Origin of the sequence: Gillisia limnaea DSM 15749 (assembly GCF_000243235.1) — a bacterium.
In the GTDB taxonomy this organism is placed as follows: Bacteria; Bacteroidota; Bacteroidia; order Flavobacteriales; family Flavobacteriaceae; genus Gillisia; species Gillisia limnaea.
In genome coordinates this window covers 3449552-3471331 of the sequence record NZ_JH594606.1, presented here as the reverse complement: position 1 = coordinate 3471331, position 21780 = coordinate 3449552, and the positions used below count along the sequence as shown (strand labels likewise).

Below are 21780 nucleotides of genomic sequence, written 5' to 3'. Positions count from 1 at the left end.
TCAAGGAGTAGTTTAAATTTTTAAGAAAAAAAATTGTTAAAAACATTAATAAAACAGCTGTAAAATTATACCAAACTTAACTAACCAAAATCTGTTAACACGATAAATTGAACTAGTTTTACACGTACGTATTTTAACGAACCAAATAAATAAAAACATAATTATGAAAGCAGGAAAATTGTTAACAGGTTTAATATCAGGTGCAGCTATAGGAGCAGCGCTAGGATTATTGTTTGCCCCAAAGAAAGGTGCTGATACCCGTAAAAAAATCACTGAAACTAGTGATAACTACTTAAAAGACGCAAAAGGAAAATTCAATGAATTTGCTGATAGTCTCAATGAAAAGACAGAAGCATTAAAAGCTAAGGGAAAAGCAAATTTTAGCGATAATAAAGCTGAAGAAAAAATGAATCAGGCTAAAGCCGAAATTCATGAAATGAAATCTCGTTAGATTCATTTTTCATATTTTTTAAAGCCCCGAAAATTTCGGGGTTTTTTTATGTTTATAATTTTGTTTTCTTCAAATTTTCGAGTTTAATAAATCTTTCAGTAAATTAGGAACTTCTAATCTGAAATTTTATATAATGAATTTGAAATTATCCGCATTTAGCACACTTTTTCTAGTATTATTTTTTATTCCCCAAACAGGGAATTCACAGCAAACAGATTCCCGTATTTATGACATCATAGAAAAGGTTTCTGCAGAAAGATTGGAAAATGATATTCGCAAGCTTGCAGGTTTCGGCACAAGAAATACCTTTAGCGATACCGTTTCTACAACCCGTGGAATTGGAGCCGCCAGAAGATGGATCAAATCTGAATTTGATCAGGTCTCTACTAAATGTAACAATTGCCTGAATGTATTTTACCAAAAGGATTTTGTTACACCTGAAGACGGAAATAGAATTCCCAAAGAAGCCTGGGTTGTAAACGTTATCGCAATTCAAAAGGGCACTAAATATCCAAACCGCTACATCATAATGAGTGGGGATATAGATTCCCGAAATTCAGATACGATGAACTTTACCGATGATGCTCCCGGCGCAAATGACAACGCCAGTGGTATGGCCGGAACTATAGAAGCAGCAAGAGTATTATCTAATTATAAGTTTGAAAACAGTATTATATATGTAGGCCTTTCCGGAGAAGAACAAGGATTATTTGGAGGAAAAGGGCTCGCTGAATATGCGAAAAAGAATAACTGGGAGATTATAGGGATCTTTAATAATGATATGATTGGAAATATTGAAGGTGTGGATGGTGTTATCGACAACAGAACTTTCAGAATTTTTTCTGAACCTGTCCCTCCTACTGAAACCGAACAGGAAAGAAATATGAGAAGATTTTATGGCGGAGAGGTTGATGGTATTTCCCGGCAACTTGCAAGATATGTTCATAAAACCACTGAAATTTATATGCCAGAAATGAATCCTATGATGATCTACAGGCTGGACAGGTTTGGCCGTGGAGGCCACCATCGCCCTTTTAATGATTTGGGATATGCCGGAATTAGAATCATGGAAGCCCATGAAAATTATACACAGCAACATCAGGATATTAGAACGGAAAATGGAATTAAATATGGGGATGTAGTAGAACACGTGAATTTTGATTATGCTGCCAAATTAACCGCTGTAAATGCTATTAACATGGCAAGTCTTGCCTGGGCGCCCCCAGCTCCTAAACAAGTTGAAATTGGAGGAATTGTAGAACCGTCTACGAAATTACAATGGGAAAAAGTAGATGGAGATATAGCCGGATACAAAATTTACTGGAGAGATACTACCGCTCCTCAGTGGCAGTATTCAAGATTCGTGGGAGATGTAAACGAATTTACCCTTGAAGGGATCGTGATTGATAATTTTTATTTTGGAGTTGCTTCTGTTGCAAAAAATGGGCACGGAAGTGTAGTGGTTTTTCCTTCAGGCACCTTTAGATAATAGTGTTGATTTGATTTGATTTCCTTTTCAAAAATCTTGATAAAGCGCTATCAAAATGACCGCTTAAGGACAATAAAAATCTACAGATGAAACTTCTTTCAGAAAATCTTTTAATATAAGAAATGAATATATAGATGTTATTTATGTAGGCGAAAACAATAAAATAAAAAGATGAAAAAGTCATTAAAATCCATCGTATACCTCCTATCGGGTATAATAATACTCTCTTGTGGAAATAAGAACAATAAAGAACAGTCTGAAACAGCAGAATCTTCTAAAATAACTTTAGATACTTTACAGGAAAAAACTGAAGTCGAGGAGCTTTCAGATTCCCCAAGGCATCACGAATGGGTAACCCTTTCTCACGGCGATAGGGAATATCAGGCATTCGTAGTATATCCTGAAACAGATGAGAAAACAAAATCTGTTATCGTTATTCACGAAAATCGCGGACTGAATGATTGGGCCAGGTTGTTTGCAGATAAACTTGCAGAAAAAGGCTACCTGGTAATTGCTCCAGATCTTATATCTAATACTCAGGAAGGAAAAAGACGCACAACAGATTTTGAAAATCCAGATGCTGCAAGAGATGCTATTTATGCTTTAGATCCGGACCAGGTATCAGCAGATCTTGATGCCGCCTATAATTATATAAAAAATGATGCAGCTTCTACCGGAGAAGTTGCGGTCGTAGGATTTTGTTGGGGTGGCTCCCAAACCTTTAGATATGCTACTAACAATCAGGATATAACTTCGGCTCATGTATTTTATGGAACTGCTCCGGATGATGCGGATGCGCTGGCAAAAATTACAAAACCGGTCTATGGCTATTATGGTGGTGATGATAACAGAGTGAATGCTACTATCGAACAAACCCAAAAATATATGAAGGCTGCCAATAATCCCTTTGATTATGAGATCTATGAGGGAGCTGGACATGCATTTATGAGAAGTGGCCATCAACCCGACGGCGGTGAAGCCAATAAAAAAGCCCATAATGCTGCCTGGGAACGGTTGCCGAAGCTTCTATAGAAACCAATATTTGATTAAACAAAACCCTATGAAAAGATTTATAATTCTGCTTTTAATAGTCAGCCAGAGTTTGGTAGCCCAAAACAAGTCTAATCTTGAACTGATAGATATCTATGATCTTGAATATGTTTCAGACCCTCAAATTTCACCTGATGGAAAGCAAGTAATTTACGTTCGGAACTTCAAAGATATTATGACAGATAAAAATTTGTCTAACCTTTGGATTGCCAATTTTGATGGAACAAGAAACCGGCCTTTAACGACAGGAAACAGCAGGGATTTCAACCCTATCTGGTCTCCGGACGGCAGCAAGCTCCTTTTTAGATCTAATACGGATGGAGGAATGAAGCTCTATTTAATGTGGATGGATACTAACCAGAAGATGGTTCTTAGTGATGCCCAGGAGTCTCCCGGAGCTATTTCGTGGAGCCCAGATGGAGAAAAAATTGTGTTCACAAAATTTGTTCCATCAGAAAAAGCTTCGATAATAAAACTTCCGAAGAAACCCGAAGGAGCAAAATGGAATGAAGGCCCGAAATACATTACCGAAATGAATTATCGTGGTGATGGGGCAGGATATCTGAAAACCGGAAATTCTCAGATTTTTGTACTCTCAACCGATGGTGGAACTCCACGTCAATTAACAAATTCTGAATTTGACTATGAAAGCCCGGTTTATGGAAAGGATGGAAACACATTGTATTTTTCAGCAAATATGCAGGAAGACAGGGAACTGGATCCATTGAATTCTGAAATCTATAAGATGGATATTCCATCAGGGAATGTTACAGCACTTACAGAAAGACAAGGACCGGATGCTAATCCTGTTGTTTCTCCTGATGGAAAGAAGCTGGCTTATGTAGGATTTGATGATAAATTACAGGGTTATCAGTTAAGTAAGCTTTATGTAATGAATACAGATGGAACCGGAAAACAACTTATCTCTTCTAAATTTGACAGAGATATCAATGGAATCCAGTGGGGAAAGAGTGGTAAGGAAATTTACTTTTACTATGATGACCAGGGAAGCACTAAACTGGCAAAAATGGATCTTTCAGGAAATGTAACCGATTTAACTGCAGATCTGGGTGGGCTCTCCCAGGGAAGACCCTATAATGCAGCATCTTTTAGCGTCGCCCAAAATGGTAATTACGCATTTACTTCAGGAAAAAAGGCAATGCCTGCAGATCTCGCTGTAGGAAGTAAAGGAAACACAAGGGTTTTAACCAATGTCAATGAAGACCTTTTTTCATTTAAAAATTTAGGGAATGTAGAAGAGATCAAGTGGAAATCATCTTTTGATCAAAGAGAGATACAGGGATGGATAGTTACTCCTCCCGACTTCGATCCTTCCAAAAAATATCCGATGATCCTTGAGATCCATGGTGGCCCCTTTGCCAGTTACGGTAATGTTTTTGCGGCAGAAATACAGTTGATGGCAGCCGCGGGATATGTTGTGTTTTATACCAATCCCAGAGGAAGTTCTGGTTATGGCGAGGAGTTCGGGAATTTGATCCATCATGATTATCCGAATAATGATTATGATGATTTGATGTCTGGAGTAGACGCTCTTATTGCAAAAGGATATGTAGATCCTGAAAATCTTTTTGTGACAGGTGGTAGCGGAGGTGGAGTTTTGACAGCCTGGATAGTTGGAAAAACGGATCGTTTCCGTGCAGCCGTAGTGGCCAAACCGGTTATTAACTGGTATAGTTTCGTTTTGTATGCCGATAATCCGGGGTATTTTTATAAGTACTGGTTCGGCAAAAAGCCCTGGGAAGATCCTGAAAGTTATTTAAAAAGATCTCCTTTAACCTATGTTGCCAATGTAACAACTCCTACCATGCTATTAACGGGAGAAGAAGACTATAGGACACCAATTGCTGAATCTGAGCAGTTTTATGCAGCATTGAAAATTGAAGGTGTAGAGACTGCCATGGTAAGAATTCCGGGAGCATCGCATGGTATAGCGAGTACCCCCAGCAATTTAATGGCTAAAGTTGCGGCCATTCTTGCCTGGTTTGAAAAATATAAAGAAGAATAAATCCTTAAAACATAAATATGAAAATCCGGAAACCTTCCAGTTTCCGGATTTTTTGTTTTTTATATAGCAATAGAAACTCCCGTATTACTGGTATTCTGCATTTATATACTACTTCAGTAACCTACTACACTTCTCATAAATCGCCCACCGATTAAAAATCTATTAAATATAAATCCCAAAATTTTATATGAATAGCCTAATATTTTGAAAAATACAATCGAATCACCAACTTTATCAACAAATTATTATTTAATTATAAATTAACAACAATTTAGCCAAACCTTAATAGAAATGGGCGAACACTTATTGTAATTTGAGTTCTGAAATATTTACTAATCAAAAACCAAAAAATTATGGCAGAACTTAAAATTGAAAAGAAAAAACCCGTTTGGCCTTGGATCCTCCTTGGGTTAATAATACTGGCGGTAATCCTGTACTTTGTTTTAGCAGATAATGATACCGATGATGTTGATGATGTTGATGATAATACAGAACAGATCATAACTTCAGAACCTGAAGAGGACTATTCCGAAATGGATACTGCTACGTGGGAAGATGATAATCTCTCTGGTGATGACAGCGTTTCGAAATATGTTGCTCATATTGGTGATACGGAAAAAATGGGTATAGACCATAAATATAGTAGTGAGGCTTTGATCCTTCTTGTAAATGCCCTTGAAAACAGAGCAGAAGAAGCGAACATCAATACGGATGTTGAAATGCAGGAACTAAAGAGTGATGTAAGGGATATCAAAGAAGATCCTCAATCTCTCGATCATGCAAATTCTATTAAGAATGTGGGAATGAAAATAGTTAGCCTTATGGATAGGATTCAGAATGAGAAATTTCCGAATATCTCACAAGATGTTCAGGAAGTAAGAACGGCAGTACAAAATATTCAGCCTTCAACTCCTACTCTTGATCAAAAAGATGCAATGAATTCTTTTTATAAAGAGGCTGGAGATGTATTACAGAAAATGAAAATGAGCTAATTAAAAAAATAGAGAAATTATGGCAAGTAATAACGAGAATAATAATAACAGAAATAGAGACAAACATTTGTTCTACCTCAATGAACTTTCAGATTATAAAGTTTCAAGCGATGATCCGGATGTTCGGGGCTGGAAAGTGAAAGATGTTGACAACCGTGTAATAGGAAAAGTGGACAATCTCCTTGTAAATAAGCAAACAGAGCGCGTTGTTTATCTGGATGTAGAAGTGGACAAGAGCATAATTGAAGCTGGCCACGATCCATACAAATCTTCTGCGAGCGAAGGAGTTCATGATTTTATAAATAAAGATGGTGAAAACCATATTATAATTCCCGTCGGTCTTGTAAAGTTAAATGAAGATGACAAGTTTGTATATACAGACAAAGTCAATCATAGAACCTTTGCCGAGACTAAAAGAATGGAGAAAGGTTCTAATGTAAACAGGGAATACGAAGTAGTTGTTTTAGAATCTTATGATCGGGATACAAATTATTCCAGTGATCCAAACAGAACTTCTGGAGACCGCAATACAATCACCAACGACCGCGACAAAGACGGAGAAAGAAATACCGCGACAAAAGATCGGGATAGTGAGGGAGACAGGGAAACAAAACTTACCGGGGACAACGCTGCAGGTAGAAGTAACCGCAAGGGAACTGATTTGGGAGATTCAGATGTTTCTCGTTCCGGTTCCACAGTTGGACAAACCAAAGAAAGCAGAAGCGGACATGAAAAAGTCAATAATGATGATAATCATTCTGGTAATAAAAGAACAGATTTTGCTCAAGAAAACAGAGGAGATTCAGATCTTGGGAATTCAAAATCAAAATCCGGCTCCACGTCAGGAAAAAAGAGTGATTTTGACGAGGATACTGAAAGAAAAACAACAGATAGTTCTTTAGACAAAAGGAAAAGTTCAAAAGATGATGATAACGAAGACTTCTATAACAAAAAAGATTTCGACGATAGTAATTACCGAAGAAAAAAATAAATTATCACAAAGGGAAACTGAAAGGTTTCCCGATTTTTTGTTTCACATAGAAATTTTTTGAAAGAAACTCCTGTATTTCTATTATTCTGCATTTATAAATCCATTTCAGTAACCGCTTAAACTGCCTGGGTCTTTTGAATCTAAATCATGATGACAAGTATGTTATTACCGATAAAGTTAACCATAGAAACTTTGCAGAGAATTAAAGAATGGAAAAAGGCTCTAAGGTAAACAGGAAATATCAAGTAGTTGATTAATACTACTTCTCCTTTTCTATTTGCCGGAAGAAAAGCTGAGAAATAGGGATAAGCATTAATCCTGAAAATAATAACAAAATGAACGATACCCTTAAATTAAATAAATGGGCAAGATATCCAATAAGTGGTGGCCCTAATAACATTCCAATGATGCCGTAAGTGGCAATTATAGAAATAGCCATTCCAGCTGAATATTTTTTTGAAGTTCCCGCCAGAGAAAATGTCATTGGTATAATAGCCGCTACCCCAATTCCAACCAGACTAAAACCTAGTATTGCCGGCCAGAAATAGGGAAAAATAATCATAAGCAACATTCCGGCAGATATAAATGAGGAACTTATCACATACATTCTTTTCATCCCTATTCTTTCAATGATCTTGTCGGAAAAAAATCTTGAAAGTGCCATAAATGCCATGAAAATAAAGTAGCCCAAAGTAAATAGATCCTCTTTGACCACTTCCTTAAAATAAACACCGCTCCAATCGAACATTCCTCCCTCACATACGGCGGCAAAGAAAATCAGTATTCCTAAATAGAGTATAAATTTATCCGGTTTGCCCAGTATCAATTTATTGCCCTGCATAGCTCTGTCTTTTTTCAGTAAAAAACGGTATACAAAGAAAGAAGTCAACAAAGAAAATACAGCGACAATAATTAAATGGGTATCCATTGAAACATTCAGTTTGATCATTAGGGTAGCAAATCCTACACCCCCCAAGCCTCCCGTACTCCATAGGCCATGAAAAGAACCTATAATCTTTTTATCAATAGATTTTTGAAGCGTTAGGGATTGGGTATTCATAGAAATATTTAGAATTCTCATGCAAAAGGAAAACAGGCAAATTCCAAAGATCATTGCCGGCAAACTATCGGCCATTCCAATAAGGGCCAGGGATATTACAAATAAAATAAAGGAGATTTGTAACGGAAAACGGCTATCAAACCTGGAAACAAGCCAGCCGGAAATAGGAAGTCCCAGCAAGGAACTAATTGGCATAGCAAGAAGCAGGTTCCCCAGCTGAGCCTCATTGAGATCGAAATACATTTTTATTGTTGGAATACGTGATGCCCAGGTAGCAAAGCCAAAGCCTGCCATAAAAAAATACAAGCTCAAAGAAATTCGCTGATTTTTTATTGATTCCATAAGAATTCATCCAGAATACAAATATCACAGCAAATTTTGAAAGAATACGATTTAGCGATCAGATTTTAAGGAAATAAAATTCTAAGATCAATCCAGTAGCGATAACTGAATACGTTTTCTTACTTCATCCACTTCAACAACAGTAATAGTTAATTCCTGTCCTAACTTTACAACCGAATTCACATCACTTATGAACCCACTTGCAAGTTTTGAAATATGTATAAGGCCACTTTCTTTGATCCCAATATCTACAAAACACCCAAAATTGGTGATATTGTTTACTATTCCCGGTAATTTCATACCGGGATTTAAATCGGTTATATTTTTCACCGAAGGATCAAATTTGAACTCGGTTTTTATTTTTCGTGGATCAACTCCGGGTTTTTCCAGTTCCTTTATAATATCGGTTAAGGTTGGCAAGCCAAGATCAACTTGTATATATTTTTCTAAAGGTATTTTTTTAAGTACTTCCTTATTTCCGATAAGTTCAGAAATCTTAAGGCGTTGATCCTTTGCAATTTCTTCTACTATATGATAACTTTCAGGGTGAACTGCAGAATCATCCAAAACATTTTTAGGGTTTTTGATCCTTAAAAATGCTGCAGATTGTTCATAAGCCTTTGCCCCTAAGCGAGGTATCTTAAGCAATTCCTTTCTGGATTTAAGATTTCCGTTTTCTTTTCGATAATCTATAATATTACCGGCTAATCCGGGCCCTATCCCAGAAACATAAGAAAGCAATTCTTTACTTGCCGTATTTACATTTATGCCTATTCTATTTACACAACTCGTCACCACATTATCCAGCTTATCTTTGAGTTTAGCTTGATCTACCTCGTGCTGATACTGCCCTACTCCTATCGACTTCGGGTCTATTTTTACCAATTCTGCCAGGGGATCACTTAATCTTCTCCCAATAGAAACGGCGCCACGAACGGTAATATCGAACGAAGGAAATTCTTCTCTTGCAATTTTTGAAGCAGAATAAATGGAGGCCCCTGCTTCATTTACCACAAAAACAGAAAGTTCCTTCAAACCTGGTATTTTCCTGATAAACTCCTCGGTTTCACGGGAGGCAGTTCCATTTCCAATAGAAATCGCTTCAATATTATAAGCCTTTACAAGAGAATCTATCTTTCGCCCTGCAATTTCAAGTTCTTTTTGTGGCGGATGCGGATAAATGTTCTCATTATGCACTAGTTGCCCGTTTTCATCCAGACACACCACTTTACAACCAGATTTAAAACCGGGATCTATGGCAAGTATGCGTTTCCCACCCAGGGGTGGTGAAAGCAGCAATTGCTCCAGGTTGTTGGCAAATACAAGAATTGCATCTTTATCTGCTTTGGCTTTAGCTTCCGATAAAAATTCGGTAGAAAAGGACGGTTTTAATAAACGTTTATAGGAATCTTCAATGGCTTCCCTTATATATTTTTTGCTGTTATTAGCGCCACTTTTAAGGATTATCCCTGAAATTAGATCTAAAGACTGAATAGTGTCCACCTCGATTTTTAGTCGCAAAATCCCTTCACTATAGGCACGAAACATCGCAAGAAATCTATGTGATGGTGTTTTTTTTAAAGGTTCTTCCCAATCAAAATATTGCTGAAATTTTTGAGCTTTTTCGGTTTTCTCTTCAGTTTTTACAACTTTTGTACGAATAACTGCCTGACGCTGATAAAGCTTTCTGATAGCATCCCTTACAAGTTGATTCTCATTAACCCATTCAGCAATGATATTTTTAGCGCCCTCAATAGCTTCCTCAACCGACTTTACCTGAGCGGTTATAAACCGCATTGCTATAAGTTCAATATTTCCTTCCTTTTGAGACATCAGTATTTTAGCAAAAGGTTCAAGACCTTTTTCCCTGGCAGCATCTGCCTTTGTTTTACGGGTCTTTTTAAATGGAAGATAAAGGTCTTCTAAAACGGCAAGTGTAGCCGCTTTTTCAATTGCCATTTTCAACGCCTTTGTCAATGCCTTTTGCTCTTCAATAGCCTTTAAAATAGTTGACTTACGTTTCTCTAGTTCTTTAAAATTCCCGAGCAAATCTGAAATATGCTCTATCTCAACTTCATCAAGGTTCCCCGTTAACTCTTTTCTATATCGGGCTATAAATGGAATTGTAGCATCATTGGAAAGTAGCCTTAATGTATTTTGAATGGATTTCTCAGGAAAATCTACCTGAGATTTAATGAAATCTAATAGCTTCAATTGATTCGGTTTTAAAAAAATTATCGTAGGAAAAGGAAACAAATATAAAGCTTCGAATCACAAATTGAGCATTCTAAATAAACATTCCATTAAGTGATCCCAATTTTTATGGAGTGTGCAATCGCTTTCTCACTGTGTTTAAAATAACAGGTTTCCACTTTTAAACTTTTTATATTTTCAAGCGTCTTATGAATATTGACTTTCCTTTTTCTCCCCGTTTGGCGAAGGTATACAGCTTTTATATTTTTTGGGAAAATTTTACAGATGCGTTCATAGATAAAGGCATCTTGTTGGGAATCGTCTCCTAAAAGTATATACTGCAGGTTTGGGTAAAAGGAAATAATATCTTTTATCTTTTCAAATTTATGATCGTGGTTTCCTCTACCGGTAAAAAGAAAATCTGAAATTCCTGTTTTAATTTTTTTAAGTTTCACGACTGCCTTAGGGAGCTCGTGAATTTCAACAAAATCATTGATGAAACCATACAGATTCCATTCGCTGCTGGAAACATAGAAAAAGGAATTAGAGCCGGTTTCATTTTCCTGCCCTGCGGAACTCAAATGCTTATAATGCTTTACTACATCATCAAATATCTTCCTTTTTTCAATATTTTTTAAAAGCATTACGTACAATTTTTTTAGGAAATTGTTGCTGTGGGAAATAAGAAAGGTATCATCAATATCTGAAATTATCCCAAGTTTACTCTCGAAAGGCTTCAGGATTTCGCCTTGTTGAATGATACCTACGGTATTGACTTCATAAGAAACACAGTAGGTATGCCAACCGCTTTCCAATGGCTCAAAAAATGGAATATCAAATCTAAAATAACCATCATCAAGGGTTTTGGTGGTAACTTCCTGGTTTTTAAACTTTAGGGTTATTGCAATATTTTTAAGCGGTTTTATTCTAAACATATGAATTATGGAAAAAGCGTGTCGAATTCCTTTTCGATCTGATCTATATTTATCCGGGGCCCAGGATTCAAAAACGTGACCAAAAACAACCAATTGATTCCCGTTTGCATACCCTCTATATAATTTTAGATCATATTTCATCCTATTTGCGTTTTATTAACTCTTATGATGAACCAAATTAATTAATTTTGGAAACAAATTGAAACTATGTCGGGTATTAAAAATGTTTTATTGGTAGTTAACCCAATTTCGGGAGCTTTGGATAAAGCCAATCTCATTCAGCAAATAAAATTAGAAGTCGAAAAAATAGATGCACGCTTATATATTTTTCAAACAACTAAAGAAGGAGATTTGCTTAACCTTGAAAAACGCATTCAGGAATTGAAACCTTGCCGAATTTTGATTGCCGGAGGAGATGGAACTATAAAATTAACCGCCGAAGCATTGAAAGGTGAAGACATTCCGGTTGGAATTATTCCCGCAGGATCTGCAAATGGCTTAGCGTCTAATCTTAATTTACCTATAAATATAGAGGAGCAAATTCATATTGCTTTGGGCAACACATTTCAAAAGATAGATATAATTTTGATCAATGATGAATATTGTTTGCATATGGCGGATTTTGGAATTAATGCAGAACTCATTGGTAAATATGCAGGATCCACTATAAGGGGTAAACTTGGATACGTATTACATTCTATTCCAACATTATTTGAGAGCGAATATCCATTTCAGTTTGAGATTAAAGCAAACAACCAGACATTCAAAAAAGAGGGAATTCTTTTAGCCATTGCAAATGCCAATTCTTACGGAACCGGGGCCCACGTGAATCCCAAAGGGAAAATTGATGATGGGTTCTTCGAGGTTTTAATCTTCAAGCACTTTGATATTATCAAAATATTAAAAACCCTTGGAAATGAAGTTGAATATGACCCGGAATTCATGGAAACAATAAGTACAAAAGAGGCAAAAATAAGCTGTGCTACTCCTGTTGCCTTCCAAATTGATGGAGAATATTTAGGAAAAAAGGAATTGATTCATGCCGAAATACTGCCCAATAAGCTAACCATTGCAGTTCCGAAGAAAATTTATTGAGTGTTGTTTATTTTTTCAGTGGCATAAAGACTACCGCTTTCCATTCCATGGCCTCCCCTCCCATCCTTGGGTTGCTATAAAATATTTCCAGCGGAAGATTTTCAACTGCGATGTTTTCTCTTTTTGCTTTTTCCAATAGATCCAGCCAAGTTAAGTGAGATAATCTGTAATTACCGTTAAAAACAGCTTCTAAAGATGGTTTTGAATCTATTCGCTTTAATCGGATTGGTTCAACGGCGGTAAGACCTTTTTTGGTGTTTATTGGAAAACAAAAATCGAAGGTGATCTCATTGGTTTCCAGATTCCAGGAAGTTACTTTTAACATTGGATACCCTTCGAGTTTAAGCTCATAACTTTCAATAAATTCCTCCAATTTGTCTATTGTAGCCATCATCGCTGTTGCCTTTTTTTCAATTGTCGTGGTGGAAGTGATACAGGCACAATTAAATGCCGGATTGGAAGCGGTATCTTTTAAAGTGATTTTGTAATAATTTTGATGCGTGTTAATTTTAGTATTAATGGCATTCAAATTTGTTTTAAGTATCGCTATTTTCTCACTTCTGGCGAACGGATTTAAGATCTCCAACCGGTGCTGTAGACTATTTTTTTTATCTAAAGTATTCACCGTTACCTGAGTTACAGAATCGTTTACAAAATCAAAATTCCAATCGAGAATAAGATGATTTCCATTGTGAAGATCAACCTGCTGCACTACATTCTTAAAAGGCTCTTTTTCCAGAGTTTGAACATTAGAATTAGGATCATCTGCACTGAATTTATCAATATTAAGAATTTCATGATACACAGCCCCAGATCCATATTTAGTTTTAAATCTAAACTGGTGATCAAATTCCTTAATAAACAGAAACCAACTTAATCCAATGACAACCAGACTTAAAAAAACTACAGTTAATTTTTTCATACGTTTAATTAGCAGCAATTGGATCTTTAGAATTTTTCATTTTAAGGGTATTTACCAGGTAATCTCCTAGTTTTGCCCCCTGGTCCATTCCTACCTCAACAGCCGAACGATAATGAATTCCACCGTACATCCTACTCATAGCCGCCTCCTGGGCGGCGTGGTTAAATGACTGGAATTCTCTAACCGGCAATCCATAAATAACTTCTGTATCATCGCTAAAACTAAAGTTTTCGCCAAAAATGTGTGTAAGAGCTTTAGCAGCAGCACCGGAAATAACCGAATGTCCGCTGGAATATTCAGGAAAAGGTGGAGTTTGTAACACGGGTGCCCAATTTTCATCTATATATTTTGTGATGAGCGTTTCCGGACGTACAAGATTACTTCTGTATTTTTCCTCCCAACAGCTTATAAAACCATCTGCAATTGCAAGAGAGGTTTTTGTATAGGCATAAACAGATTCTTCAAAATCGGCGGCGGCTTTCTTACTGGCTATTTTAGTAATTCCCATCCAGTGACCACCAGGGGTGATTTTTTTAGTTGCAAACATAAGATGTCCCCGGGTTACAGAAACATAGGGATTACAATCCCAGAATTGAGCGATTTGTAATTCTTCACTCTCATCCCCATCTTCAACCATTTTATTTTTTATGGTATATACCTCCATTAATTCATCGTGAAATTTGCTGCCTTTTTCCATTGAAAACTCCGGAGGTGGTATTGGGCGAAATTGACTTGCAGTATCCATTATAAAAGGTCGAATCTTGTCCCAATGAGGCTCAATCCCATCCATATAGGAAGGTGGCGTTGGTTGCCATCTTTCCGGATTATCGCTTTGCACTGTAAATTTAGGCATGGTGCGGGTTTGTTTATAATTATCTTTATCCATCCAGGATTTTATGTGGTCAACAACTTCTGTTGCATAGGCCATAGAGCTTTCAAATTCTTGTGAATTCGTTTTCTTCCAATTTGAATATAAGCTATCCTTATATTGAATCATCTTATCTTCAGAGAAAATAAGATATTGGCTTATTTCAATATGTGCAATAAGCGCGGACATCCTGTAATTTAAATGAGATGTTCGCTTTGGTTTCGGAATAGAATCCAGTCCATTTAACTGGCCCGCAAGCGAATTGTAATTTGAACTGGACTGGGCTACGATTTCATATGCAGCGACATTGGCATATGCATATATTCTACTTGCAACCGGAGGTGAAAATATATCGTGAACCATGATATTGGTCACCTGATCTACGGATGCGTGCAATTCCTCTGCCGATACCTCTGCATATTGCTCCTCCTTATTACAAGAAAACAGTATCAACGTAGCAAAAAACAATGTGAATTTAAATCGATTCATTATCAATTGATTTTTTATAGTTTTTTAAGCCGTATACTTCTGCCTTACCATTATTTATAGTAACCAGCAAATATTTTTGATTATTGACTTCAATAATATTCAAATGCCGAACAGATTTATTTTGAAGATTTAATCCTAAAAGATGTCCGGATATAATTTCTTTTTCATTTTTAATTAGTGCTCCAGGAAACGAATCAAATCTTCCGTGATAAGGTTTAACTCCGAAGTAGTTTCCAGCAGCAAGGATATCTTTTTTACCATCATTATCAAAATCGTATTCAACGAAAGCCGTTAAAGGAGAAACCTGTAAACTGGAATCAAAAGGAACAAAAGTAAAAGAACCATTTTCATTTTTTAAATAACCGGATTCCAAAACATGCACTTCCAATAATTTTGCCTTATTTAATAAATCCCGGGAAAATACCTCTTCCACCGTTTTTCCTGCGAATGATTTGTAGTGGGTAAACTTCTTTCGCATTAAAGAACTCATTTGACCAGAAAGTTCATCCAGGCCTTCCAGCGTGTAATATTCTCCGTTTTTATTAGAAGCAAGAATAGTTTCTGTTGAGCCATTGGTATCAAAATCATCATAATACATACGTAATGGAAATTTTTCCGATGCCTCAAACCTGGTATTTGTTCCCCAGTTTCCTAAAATATAATCAATATCACCGTCATTATCAATATCAAATGGAATTATTGCCTGCCAAAGGCCGTTTAATTTAGATGATGAAACCGAAATTTTCTCGAGTTTCCCCTTATTATTCTTAAAAAAAGTTGGTGACATCCATTCACCCACAACAATAAGGTCATCCCATCCATCATTGTCAAAATCTGTCCAGACGGCATCTGTAACCATTCCTGTTTTTGAAAGTTCATCGTTATTCACAACAGAAAAATTCCCGTTAGAATTAGTCAATAAATAAGACGTTGGTATGTTTCCAAAATCATAAGAAACGGCATTGCTTCCAATAAATAAATCGAGATCACCATCCTTATCAAAATCATTTGCCCGAATTACTGAAGAATTTTCATACATAACCGGAAGCGTACTCTCTATAAATAACGAATCCTTTTTAAGGAAAAATTTATCTAGCAAAGGTTTGGCCTTGCCGTAAAAATTACCACCGGCAGTACCAATTACCAGATCGTTTTCACCACTATTATTAAAATCTCCAATCACTGCAGATACATCTTCATTTACAGAATCTTTAACTATGGCCGCAGGGCTTTTCAATACAAAGGAAGTGTCGTTTTGTTCATAAATTGCAGAAGGGAAAAATTTTGAACTTCCAAAGTAAATATCACTTTTTCCATTCGAATTTAAATCCCCAACGGCAGTCGCCGGACCACGATCGGAAATTTTATAAGGAATAAGTTTCTGCGCATTAAAATCTAAATAATTATCCTCCTTATGGGTATAATCTATTCCTAAATTACCTTTTATCTTTTCAAATAATACCCGTGATTTTTTTTCTGGGCTGAATTCATAAATTCCTTCACTCATACCTGGTGTAATAACCAAAGTTTGATTTACACGAATGTTTCTTAAAGTTTCATAGGATTTATCCGGCCAAACAATTACAAGGGAGTCAACCTTAGAGACAGTTCCGTAACCAAAATGAATAATTGGCTCTGAAGAGGACTGAAAGCCTTTATAGGGAAAAAGTTCTTTAAACTGTAAGGTTCCATTTGAATATGAAAAAACTTTAGTACCAAACCCAAATACATTCTGTTTTTTATATTTAAAATTCAGTTTAAGATAATTCCTGTTTTTTGATTTATTGATATATAAGGTTGCCGACCCATTAATATTATTGGTAACAATATCAAGATCACCATCATTATCCAAATCCCCGTATGCTACTCCGGTAGAAATTATTGTGTCCTTCCGGATCCATTTCCCGGACTTATCCTCAAATTTTAAATCTCTTCCCCCTTTAAAAATAAAATTATGAACATTTCCGGAAGGCATTAAGGCCAATGCTTCCTTATCTACAAGGTTCGTGTTATTAATTTTTTTTCGGATCTGGTCATTGGAAAGAAACTTAATATAGTCTAAATCGTTGGGTCGTTTAGGAATTCCGTTGGAGATAAAAAGATCCTGTTCCCCGTCCAGATTATAATCTGCAAATAATGCGCCCCAACTCCAGTCAGTTGCTTCAATTCCGCTAAGCAGCCCGATTTCAGAAAAGAATTGCCCGTTTTGATTAATCTGAAGCATATTTCGCGGATATTGATAATGGTACCCGAAACGCTCAGTTCTCATCTCTAACATTTGTGTATTTTCATCTCCTTCTGAAGCTTTTAAAACCTTTTCATCTTCAGCAAGCATATCTAGCGTAATAATATCCGGGTAGCCATCGTGGTTTAAATCTGCAACATCATTTCCCATAGAGAATTTACTTGTGTGTCCAAAGTATTCCTTTAAACTTTCTGTAAAGGTCCCGTCTTGATTATTGATGTAATAATAATCATCTTCGTGGAAATCGTTCCCTACATAGATATCCGGCCAGCCATCCTGATTGAAATCTGCAACAGAAATGCCAAGCCCATACCCATTAACTCCTCCAAAAATTCCCGCTTCTTCACTCACATCGGTAAATGAACCTCCGTCATTTCTCAAAAGTTTATCTCCGGTAGCATATGTACGCATATTTCTCAAATCGGCTCGTCCATAGGATTCCTGCGTGTGGATTGCATGATTCAATAAATATAAATCCAGATCACCATCCAGATCATAATCAAAAAAAACAGCAGAAGAACTGAAAGATTCGAAATCTAACCCATATTGTTTAGCGCTTTCTGTAAAGGTTCCATCTCCGTTATTGATAAATAATTCATTATGACCATTAAAACCGTTAATTCCAACCACCGCGCATACATAAATATCCAGGAGGCCATCTCCATTAACATCGGCCATGGTTACCCCTGTATTCCAGGTACTGTTTCCGGTAATATTAGCTTTTTCTGAAATATCTTCAAATTCAAGATTGCCTTTATTCAAATACAATTTATTCTTAACCTGATTTCCAGAAAAGAAAATATCCGGTAATCCGTCATTGTTGATATCTCCAATAGAAACCCCACCCCCATTGTAGAAATACATGTAATCCAATATATTCTGATCTTCAGATTCAGTAAGAATATTGGCAAATGAAATTCCAGATTTATTGGCTGGTAGATCCTCAAATAAATAACTTTCCTTCTCTCCGCAACTATATAGCAGAGAAATCAATACAATGATGAAATATTTACTTTGCATTTAATTTAAATACCTTAGGTTTTTGATTGTTAATAGCTGTGATGATATAGCTGTCTCCGTTTTTATCTCGAAATTTCTTCAAATGCTTGATTTCATCTTTTACAACAAATCCACTCTTAGTGTAATCCTGCCAGGTAAATTCCATATTCCCCGCTCCAAGCAAAACATTACCGTAGCTGGCATCGAGACGTGAGAACTGAGGTTTAAATTCGAAATTATTACCTCCCATTATAAGATCTAAGATTCCGTCTCCATTAACATCTGTGCAGGTAATCCCACAAACACAGGACAACTGAACCCTTGACGGCAAAATTTTAGTCTCAAATTTTCCGTTTCCTAAATTTACAGCAATGATCGTTTCTCCCATCACCGACTCTTTTACAATTGAATTATCGATAACATCTGCCGGAAATAACTCCTGAATAGAACGCCTGGCATAATCGGCTGCTTTAAGGTTTTGCTTTCTTAAGGATGATAATTGGGTTGTCAATTCCTTTTTCATGTGTATTGGCATATCCCTTCCACCAAGATTCCTTGTGACGATTTGCTCTATTGTCCCGTTATTATCAAAGTCATTGATCCAAATTTTCATAGGATTCGTTTCGGAAGTTTTATAAGCCGTATTAGTCCCACTGTTTCCCAATATTAGATCATTATTTCCATCTCCATCCAAATCTGCAACTTCAATGGTATTCCACCATCCCGTTAATTCATCCAAATCGGTTTTAAGTCTTGAAAGTCTGCGTCCTGTATTTTTAAATAGTATAGGCGAGCCCCAGTCAGAAACAGTTATAAGGTCTTTTATTCCGTCTTTATCAATATCTGCCCAGATTGCATCTGTAATCATGCCGGCATTTTTAAGATCATATCCCACGCGTTCGGTAGAATTTGTAAAAGTTCCATCCCCATTATTTTCCAAAAATAAATGGTCCGGATCTATCCCGTAGGTGCCAACCACACTCCGTGAACCAATAAAGATATCTATATCACCATCTCCATCGAAGTCATAAGGGGCGATCACAGAAATATTGTGAAAGGTTGACGGTAATTCAACCAATGACCTGGTGAAATTTCCTTTCCCATCGTTTAAATAAAGCCTGGCAGCATACGTTTTTCCCTCTCCTACCTGATTTCCCCCGGAACCAACTATTAAATCCAAATGGCCATCACCATTGGCATCGAAAAATGCAGAAGCAGTATCTTCAAAACCGGCATCGGCTTCTAACGCTTTTTGAGAAGTAATTTTCAAATTTCCATTTCCGGAATTGAGGTAAATAATTCCGGGTTGCATTTTCCCCCCGCCTATAAAAATATCTTCATTCCCATTTCCGTTGATATCAGCTACAGAAAGACTAGGTCCTTCCTGGGAAATCTTTTTAAAAATAAGTCCTTCGTAATCAAAATCATTGTAAGTATTCTCTTCGTGAGCAATTGCTTGTTTTACCTGTATTTCCTGAAGTAAGGAAGGTTCATTTGATGGCCTCGGAATTTTATATTGATTTGTAGTAGCATCCTTCTGGCTTAATTCAAGCTGTTGATTTACTTTCACACCTGTAAGTAGTTGAGTGCTTTTATCTGGCCAGATTACCCTAAGAGAATCAATTTTATCTGAGGTTCCCAGGCCTATGGTCAAAACATAATCCATAGAGGACTGAAAACCCCGGGAAGGTTGGAGTTCCTGCAATATAACCGAATTGTTATAATAGAGCTTTACAACACTTCCAATAGCAAATCTATTTTTTTCACTGCCTTCCAGTTTTATCTTAAGATAATTGTTCTCTGTAAACTTTTCAGCATTATTTCTATAAAGGAAAGATTGCATATTAACATTGTTAACCACCATATCCAGATCTCCATCGTTATCCAAATCTCCATACGCAATTCCATTTGAAAATCCTGGAGTTCCAAGCCCCCACTCTTTTGCCAAATTTTTAAACTTTAAATTGCCTTGATTTTTGTATGCATAATTGGGAATGGGAGTAATCGGCATTTTATTAATTATGGAATCGATGGCTTCTTTTTTACCTGTTAATGCCATTTTTTGCATTATTTCATTGGCGAAAAAGTTTATAAAATCAATGTCTGTGAGATCATGATTAATTCCGTTGGTTACAAAAATATCTCTAAACCCATCATTATCCATATCAAAAAGCAATCCTGCCCAACTCCAATCTGTACCGGACACTCCACTGAAATAAGCGATTTCAGAAAAGGAATTGTTCCCGTTATTAAGTTGAAGCGTATTTTGAATGTATTGTTGAGAGAACCCTTTGCTTTGTTTTAATTTGAAGATATTATAACCTTCAAATTCCATCACAGATTTTACCCTGGAATCTTCTTCCGGAAGCATGTCTGTAATAAAAATATCAATATTTCCATCATTATTAATATCGGCCATATCAACTCCCATCGCCGAAAGACTTAAATGCGAGGTCCAGTTCATAATATCCTCCGTAAAGGTTCCATCCTGATTATTGATATATAGGTAATCCCGCTCATAAAAGTCGTTTGACACGTAAATATCCGGATAAAGATCGTTGTTGATATCGCTAATTACAACGCCAAGTCCAAAACCGATTAAACTTCCGTAAATATTTGCCTCTTCACTAACATCTACAAATTTTCCGTTATCGTTTCGCAAAAGCATATCACCAACTCCCCTAAAAATTTCAGGAACCCCTTCCCAGTCCTGCGCTCTTACATCTCTTTGTTCTGCATATCCCAGACTGCTCACTGGAATATTACTGTTGTTTAATATGTACACATCCAGGTCTCCATCCAGGTCATAATCAAAAAAAGTTGCGTGTGTACTAAATCCGGTTTTAGCCAAATTATATTTTTCTGCACTTTCGGTAAAGGTAAGATCACCATTATTAATATAAAGATCATTATCGTGATTATTCCCTTGCATATTTCCCGCGTTACTCACATATATATCAAGTAAACCATCATTATTGATATCCACCATATTCACCCCGGTAGCCCATGGCTTATTACCGGCTACCCCTGCCTTTTCAGTAATATCTTCAAATTCAAAATCTCCCTTATTTAAAAATAATTTATTAGGCCCCATATTAGCCGTTAGATATATATCAGGAAGCCCATCATTATTAATATCTCCAATTGCAACACCACCCCCATTATAAAAATTCCTGTATTTAAAAATATTAAAATCCTTCTGGTTTACGACTTCATTAATAAAATCTAACCCGGTTTCCTCGGGAGACATAAGGGTAAATAAAGTGTTTTTGTCCTCCACAACTAATTCTTCCTTTGATTCTTTTTTATTGGATTCACAGGAAGCAAATAGTGAAACAAGAAGAGAAAATGTGAAAATATTTCGAGGTAATTTCAAATTCATTGGTTTTAAATAATATAACTGATATTAATTTTTTGGGACTGAAGGTAAAAGCATTGTCTGACTTAACTCTGATGTAGATAAAAATAATTACAACTTCGAAATTATAAGTTTTAAATGGGATGAGAAAGACATTTTAATATTTTCTTAACTACATTAGAGAGGTATTCGTTTTTTTAGAAATACCAGTCTAAAATAGTACAATATTGAAGAGTCAGGAGCAAAGACTAATTAAAAAGTATTAATGAAAGATT

Annotated in this window: 14 protein-coding genes; 7 read left to right on the top strand and 7 right to left on the bottom strand. The window is 36.2% G+C overall.

Annotated elements, in window-relative coordinates; genetic code table 11:
• Window positions 1-163: 163 nt before the first annotated feature.
• The 6 genes from GILLI_RS17145 (at window position 164) to GILLI_RS17805 (ending at window position 6999) form a co-directional block, all read left to right on the top strand.
• Complete coding sequence (locus tag GILLI_RS17145; RefSeq protein ID WP_006990388.1) at window positions 164-451, top strand: YtxH domain-containing protein; 288 nt, start codon at window positions 164-166, stop codon at window positions 449-451.
• Window positions 452-584: 133 nt separating this feature from the next.
• Window positions 585-1940, top strand: a complete 1356-nt coding sequence (locus tag GILLI_RS17140) for a M28 family metallopeptidase (RefSeq protein WP_006990387.1) — start codon at window positions 585-587, stop codon at window positions 1938-1940.
• A gap of 171 nt (window positions 1941-2111) precedes the next feature.
• The gene (locus GILLI_RS17135) at window positions 2112-2972 is read left to right on the top strand and encodes a dienelactone hydrolase family protein (RefSeq protein ID WP_006990386.1); all 861 of its coding nucleotides are present in this window, start codon (window positions 2112-2114) and stop codon (window positions 2970-2972) included.
• 28 nt (window positions 2973-3000) lie between these two features.
• A complete protein-coding gene (locus GILLI_RS17130; RefSeq protein ID WP_006990385.1) occupies window positions 3001-5016 on the top strand; it encodes an alpha/beta hydrolase family protein in 2016 nt (671 codons plus the stop codon).
• Between the two features lie 353 nt (window positions 5017-5369).
• Window positions 5370-6008 (top strand): hypothetical protein, encoded by a 639-nt coding sequence (locus GILLI_RS17125; protein ID WP_006990384.1) that lies wholly within the window; start codon window positions 5370-5372, stop codon window positions 6006-6008.
• 19 nt (window positions 6009-6027) lie between these two features.
• Complete coding sequence (locus tag GILLI_RS17805) at window positions 6028-6999, top strand: PRC-barrel domain-containing protein (RefSeq protein ID WP_006990383.1); 972 nt, start codon at window positions 6028-6030, stop codon at window positions 6997-6999.
• Between the two features lie 259 nt (window positions 7000-7258).
• On the opposite strand, the gene GILLI_RS17115 is transcribed toward GILLI_RS17805, so the two are convergent.
• The 3 genes from GILLI_RS17115 to GILLI_RS17105 all read right to left on the bottom strand — a co-directional run bounded on the left by GILLI_RS17115 (window position 7259) and on the right by GILLI_RS17105 (window position 11670).
• Window positions 7259-8401 carry an MFS transporter gene (locus tag GILLI_RS17115; protein ID WP_006990382.1) on the bottom strand — a complete coding sequence of 381 codons (1143 nt, stop codon included), beginning with the start codon at window positions 8399-8401 and terminating at the stop codon, window positions 7259-7261.
• Window positions 8402-8488: 87 nt separating this feature from the next.
• Window positions 8489-10615, bottom strand: a complete 2127-nt coding sequence (locus GILLI_RS17110; RefSeq protein ID WP_006990381.1) for a Tex family protein — start codon at window positions 10613-10615, stop codon at window positions 8489-8491.
• Between the two features lie 89 nt (window positions 10616-10704).
• Window positions 10705-11670 (bottom strand): App1 family protein phosphatidate phosphatase, encoded by a 966-nt coding sequence (locus GILLI_RS17105; RefSeq protein WP_006990380.1) that lies wholly within the window; start codon window positions 11668-11670, stop codon window positions 10705-10707.
• A 66-nt stretch (window positions 11671-11736) separates the two neighbouring features.
• Here GILLI_RS17105 and GILLI_RS17100 point away from each other — a divergent pair, with 66 nt between their 5' ends.
• Complete coding sequence (locus GILLI_RS17100; protein ID WP_006990379.1) at window positions 11737-12624, top strand: diacylglycerol/lipid kinase family protein; 888 nt, start codon at window positions 11737-11739, stop codon at window positions 12622-12624.
• 7 nt (window positions 12625-12631) lie between these two features.
• On the opposite strand, the gene GILLI_RS17095 is transcribed toward GILLI_RS17100, so the two are convergent.
• Genes GILLI_RS17095 through GILLI_RS17080 form a run of 4 tightly spaced genes read right to left on the bottom strand, consistent with a single transcriptional unit; the run spans window position 12632 to window position 21529 of the window.
• Entirely contained in the window at window positions 12632-13546 is a 915-nt protein-coding gene (locus tag GILLI_RS17095) for a GyrI-like domain-containing protein (protein WP_040506744.1), read from the bottom strand.
• 4 nt (window positions 13547-13550) lie between these two features.
• Entirely contained in the window at window positions 13551-14903 is a 1353-nt protein-coding gene (locus tag GILLI_RS17090) for a vanadium-dependent haloperoxidase (RefSeq protein WP_006990377.1), read from the bottom strand.
• Window positions 14890-18168, bottom strand: a complete 3279-nt coding sequence (locus GILLI_RS17085) for a VCBS repeat-containing protein (protein ID WP_006990376.1) — start codon at window positions 18166-18168, stop codon at window positions 14890-14892. The genes GILLI_RS17090 and GILLI_RS17085 overlap by 14 nt, the downstream gene beginning before the upstream one ends.
• The gene (locus tag GILLI_RS17080; RefSeq protein ID WP_006990375.1) at window positions 18158-21529 is read right to left on the bottom strand and encodes a VCBS repeat-containing protein; all 3372 of its coding nucleotides are present in this window, start codon (window positions 21527-21529) and stop codon (window positions 18158-18160) included. Before GILLI_RS17080 ends, GILLI_RS17085 begins: the two co-directional genes overlap by 11 nt.
• Between the last annotated feature and the right edge of the window lie 251 nt (window positions 21530-21780).

Bases quoted from the DNA above. Each gene is read 5' to 3' on its own strand.
- GILLI_RS17145 (WP_006990388.1), top strand. From the start codon at position 164: ATGAAAGCAGGAAAATTGTTAACAGGTTTAATATCAGGTGCAGCTATA.
- GILLI_RS17140 (WP_006990387.1), top strand. From the start codon at position 585: ATGAATTTGAAATTATCCGCATTTAGCACACTTTTTCTAGTATTATTT.
- GILLI_RS17135 (WP_006990386.1), top strand. From the start codon at position 2,112: ATGAAAAAGTCATTAAAATCCATCGTATACCTCCTATCGGGTATAATA.
- GILLI_RS17130 (WP_006990385.1), top strand. From the start codon at position 3,001: ATGAAAAGATTTATAATTCTGCTTTTAATAGTCAGCCAGAGTTTGGTA.
- GILLI_RS17125 (WP_006990384.1), top strand. From the start codon at position 5,370: ATGGCAGAACTTAAAATTGAAAAGAAAAAACCCGTTTGGCCTTGGATC.
- GILLI_RS17805 (WP_006990383.1), top strand. From the start codon at position 6,028: ATGGCAAGTAATAACGAGAATAATAATAACAGAAATAGAGACAAACAT.
- GILLI_RS17115 (WP_006990382.1), bottom strand. From the start codon at position 8,401: ATGGAATCAATAAAAAATCAGCGAATTTCTTTGAGCTTGTATTTTTTT.
- GILLI_RS17105 (WP_006990380.1), bottom strand. From the start codon at position 11,670: ATGAAATATGATCTAAAATTATATAGAGGGTATGCAAACGGGAATCAA.
- GILLI_RS17100 (WP_006990379.1), top strand. From the start codon at position 11,737: ATGTCGGGTATTAAAAATGTTTTATTGGTAGTTAACCCAATTTCGGGA.
- GILLI_RS17095 (WP_040506744.1), bottom strand. From the start codon at position 13,546: ATGAAAAAATTAACTGTAGTTTTTTTAAGTCTGGTTGTCATTGGATTA.
- GILLI_RS17090 (WP_006990377.1), bottom strand. From the start codon at position 14,903: ATGAATCGATTTAAATTCACATTGTTTTTTGCTACGTTGATACTGTTT.
- GILLI_RS17085 (WP_006990376.1), bottom strand. From the start codon at position 18,168: ATGCAAAGTAAATATTTCATCATTGTATTGATTTCTCTGCTATATAGT.
- GILLI_RS17080 (WP_006990375.1), bottom strand. From the start codon at position 21,529: ATGAATTTGAAATTACCTCGAAATATTTTCACATTTTCTCTTCTTGTT.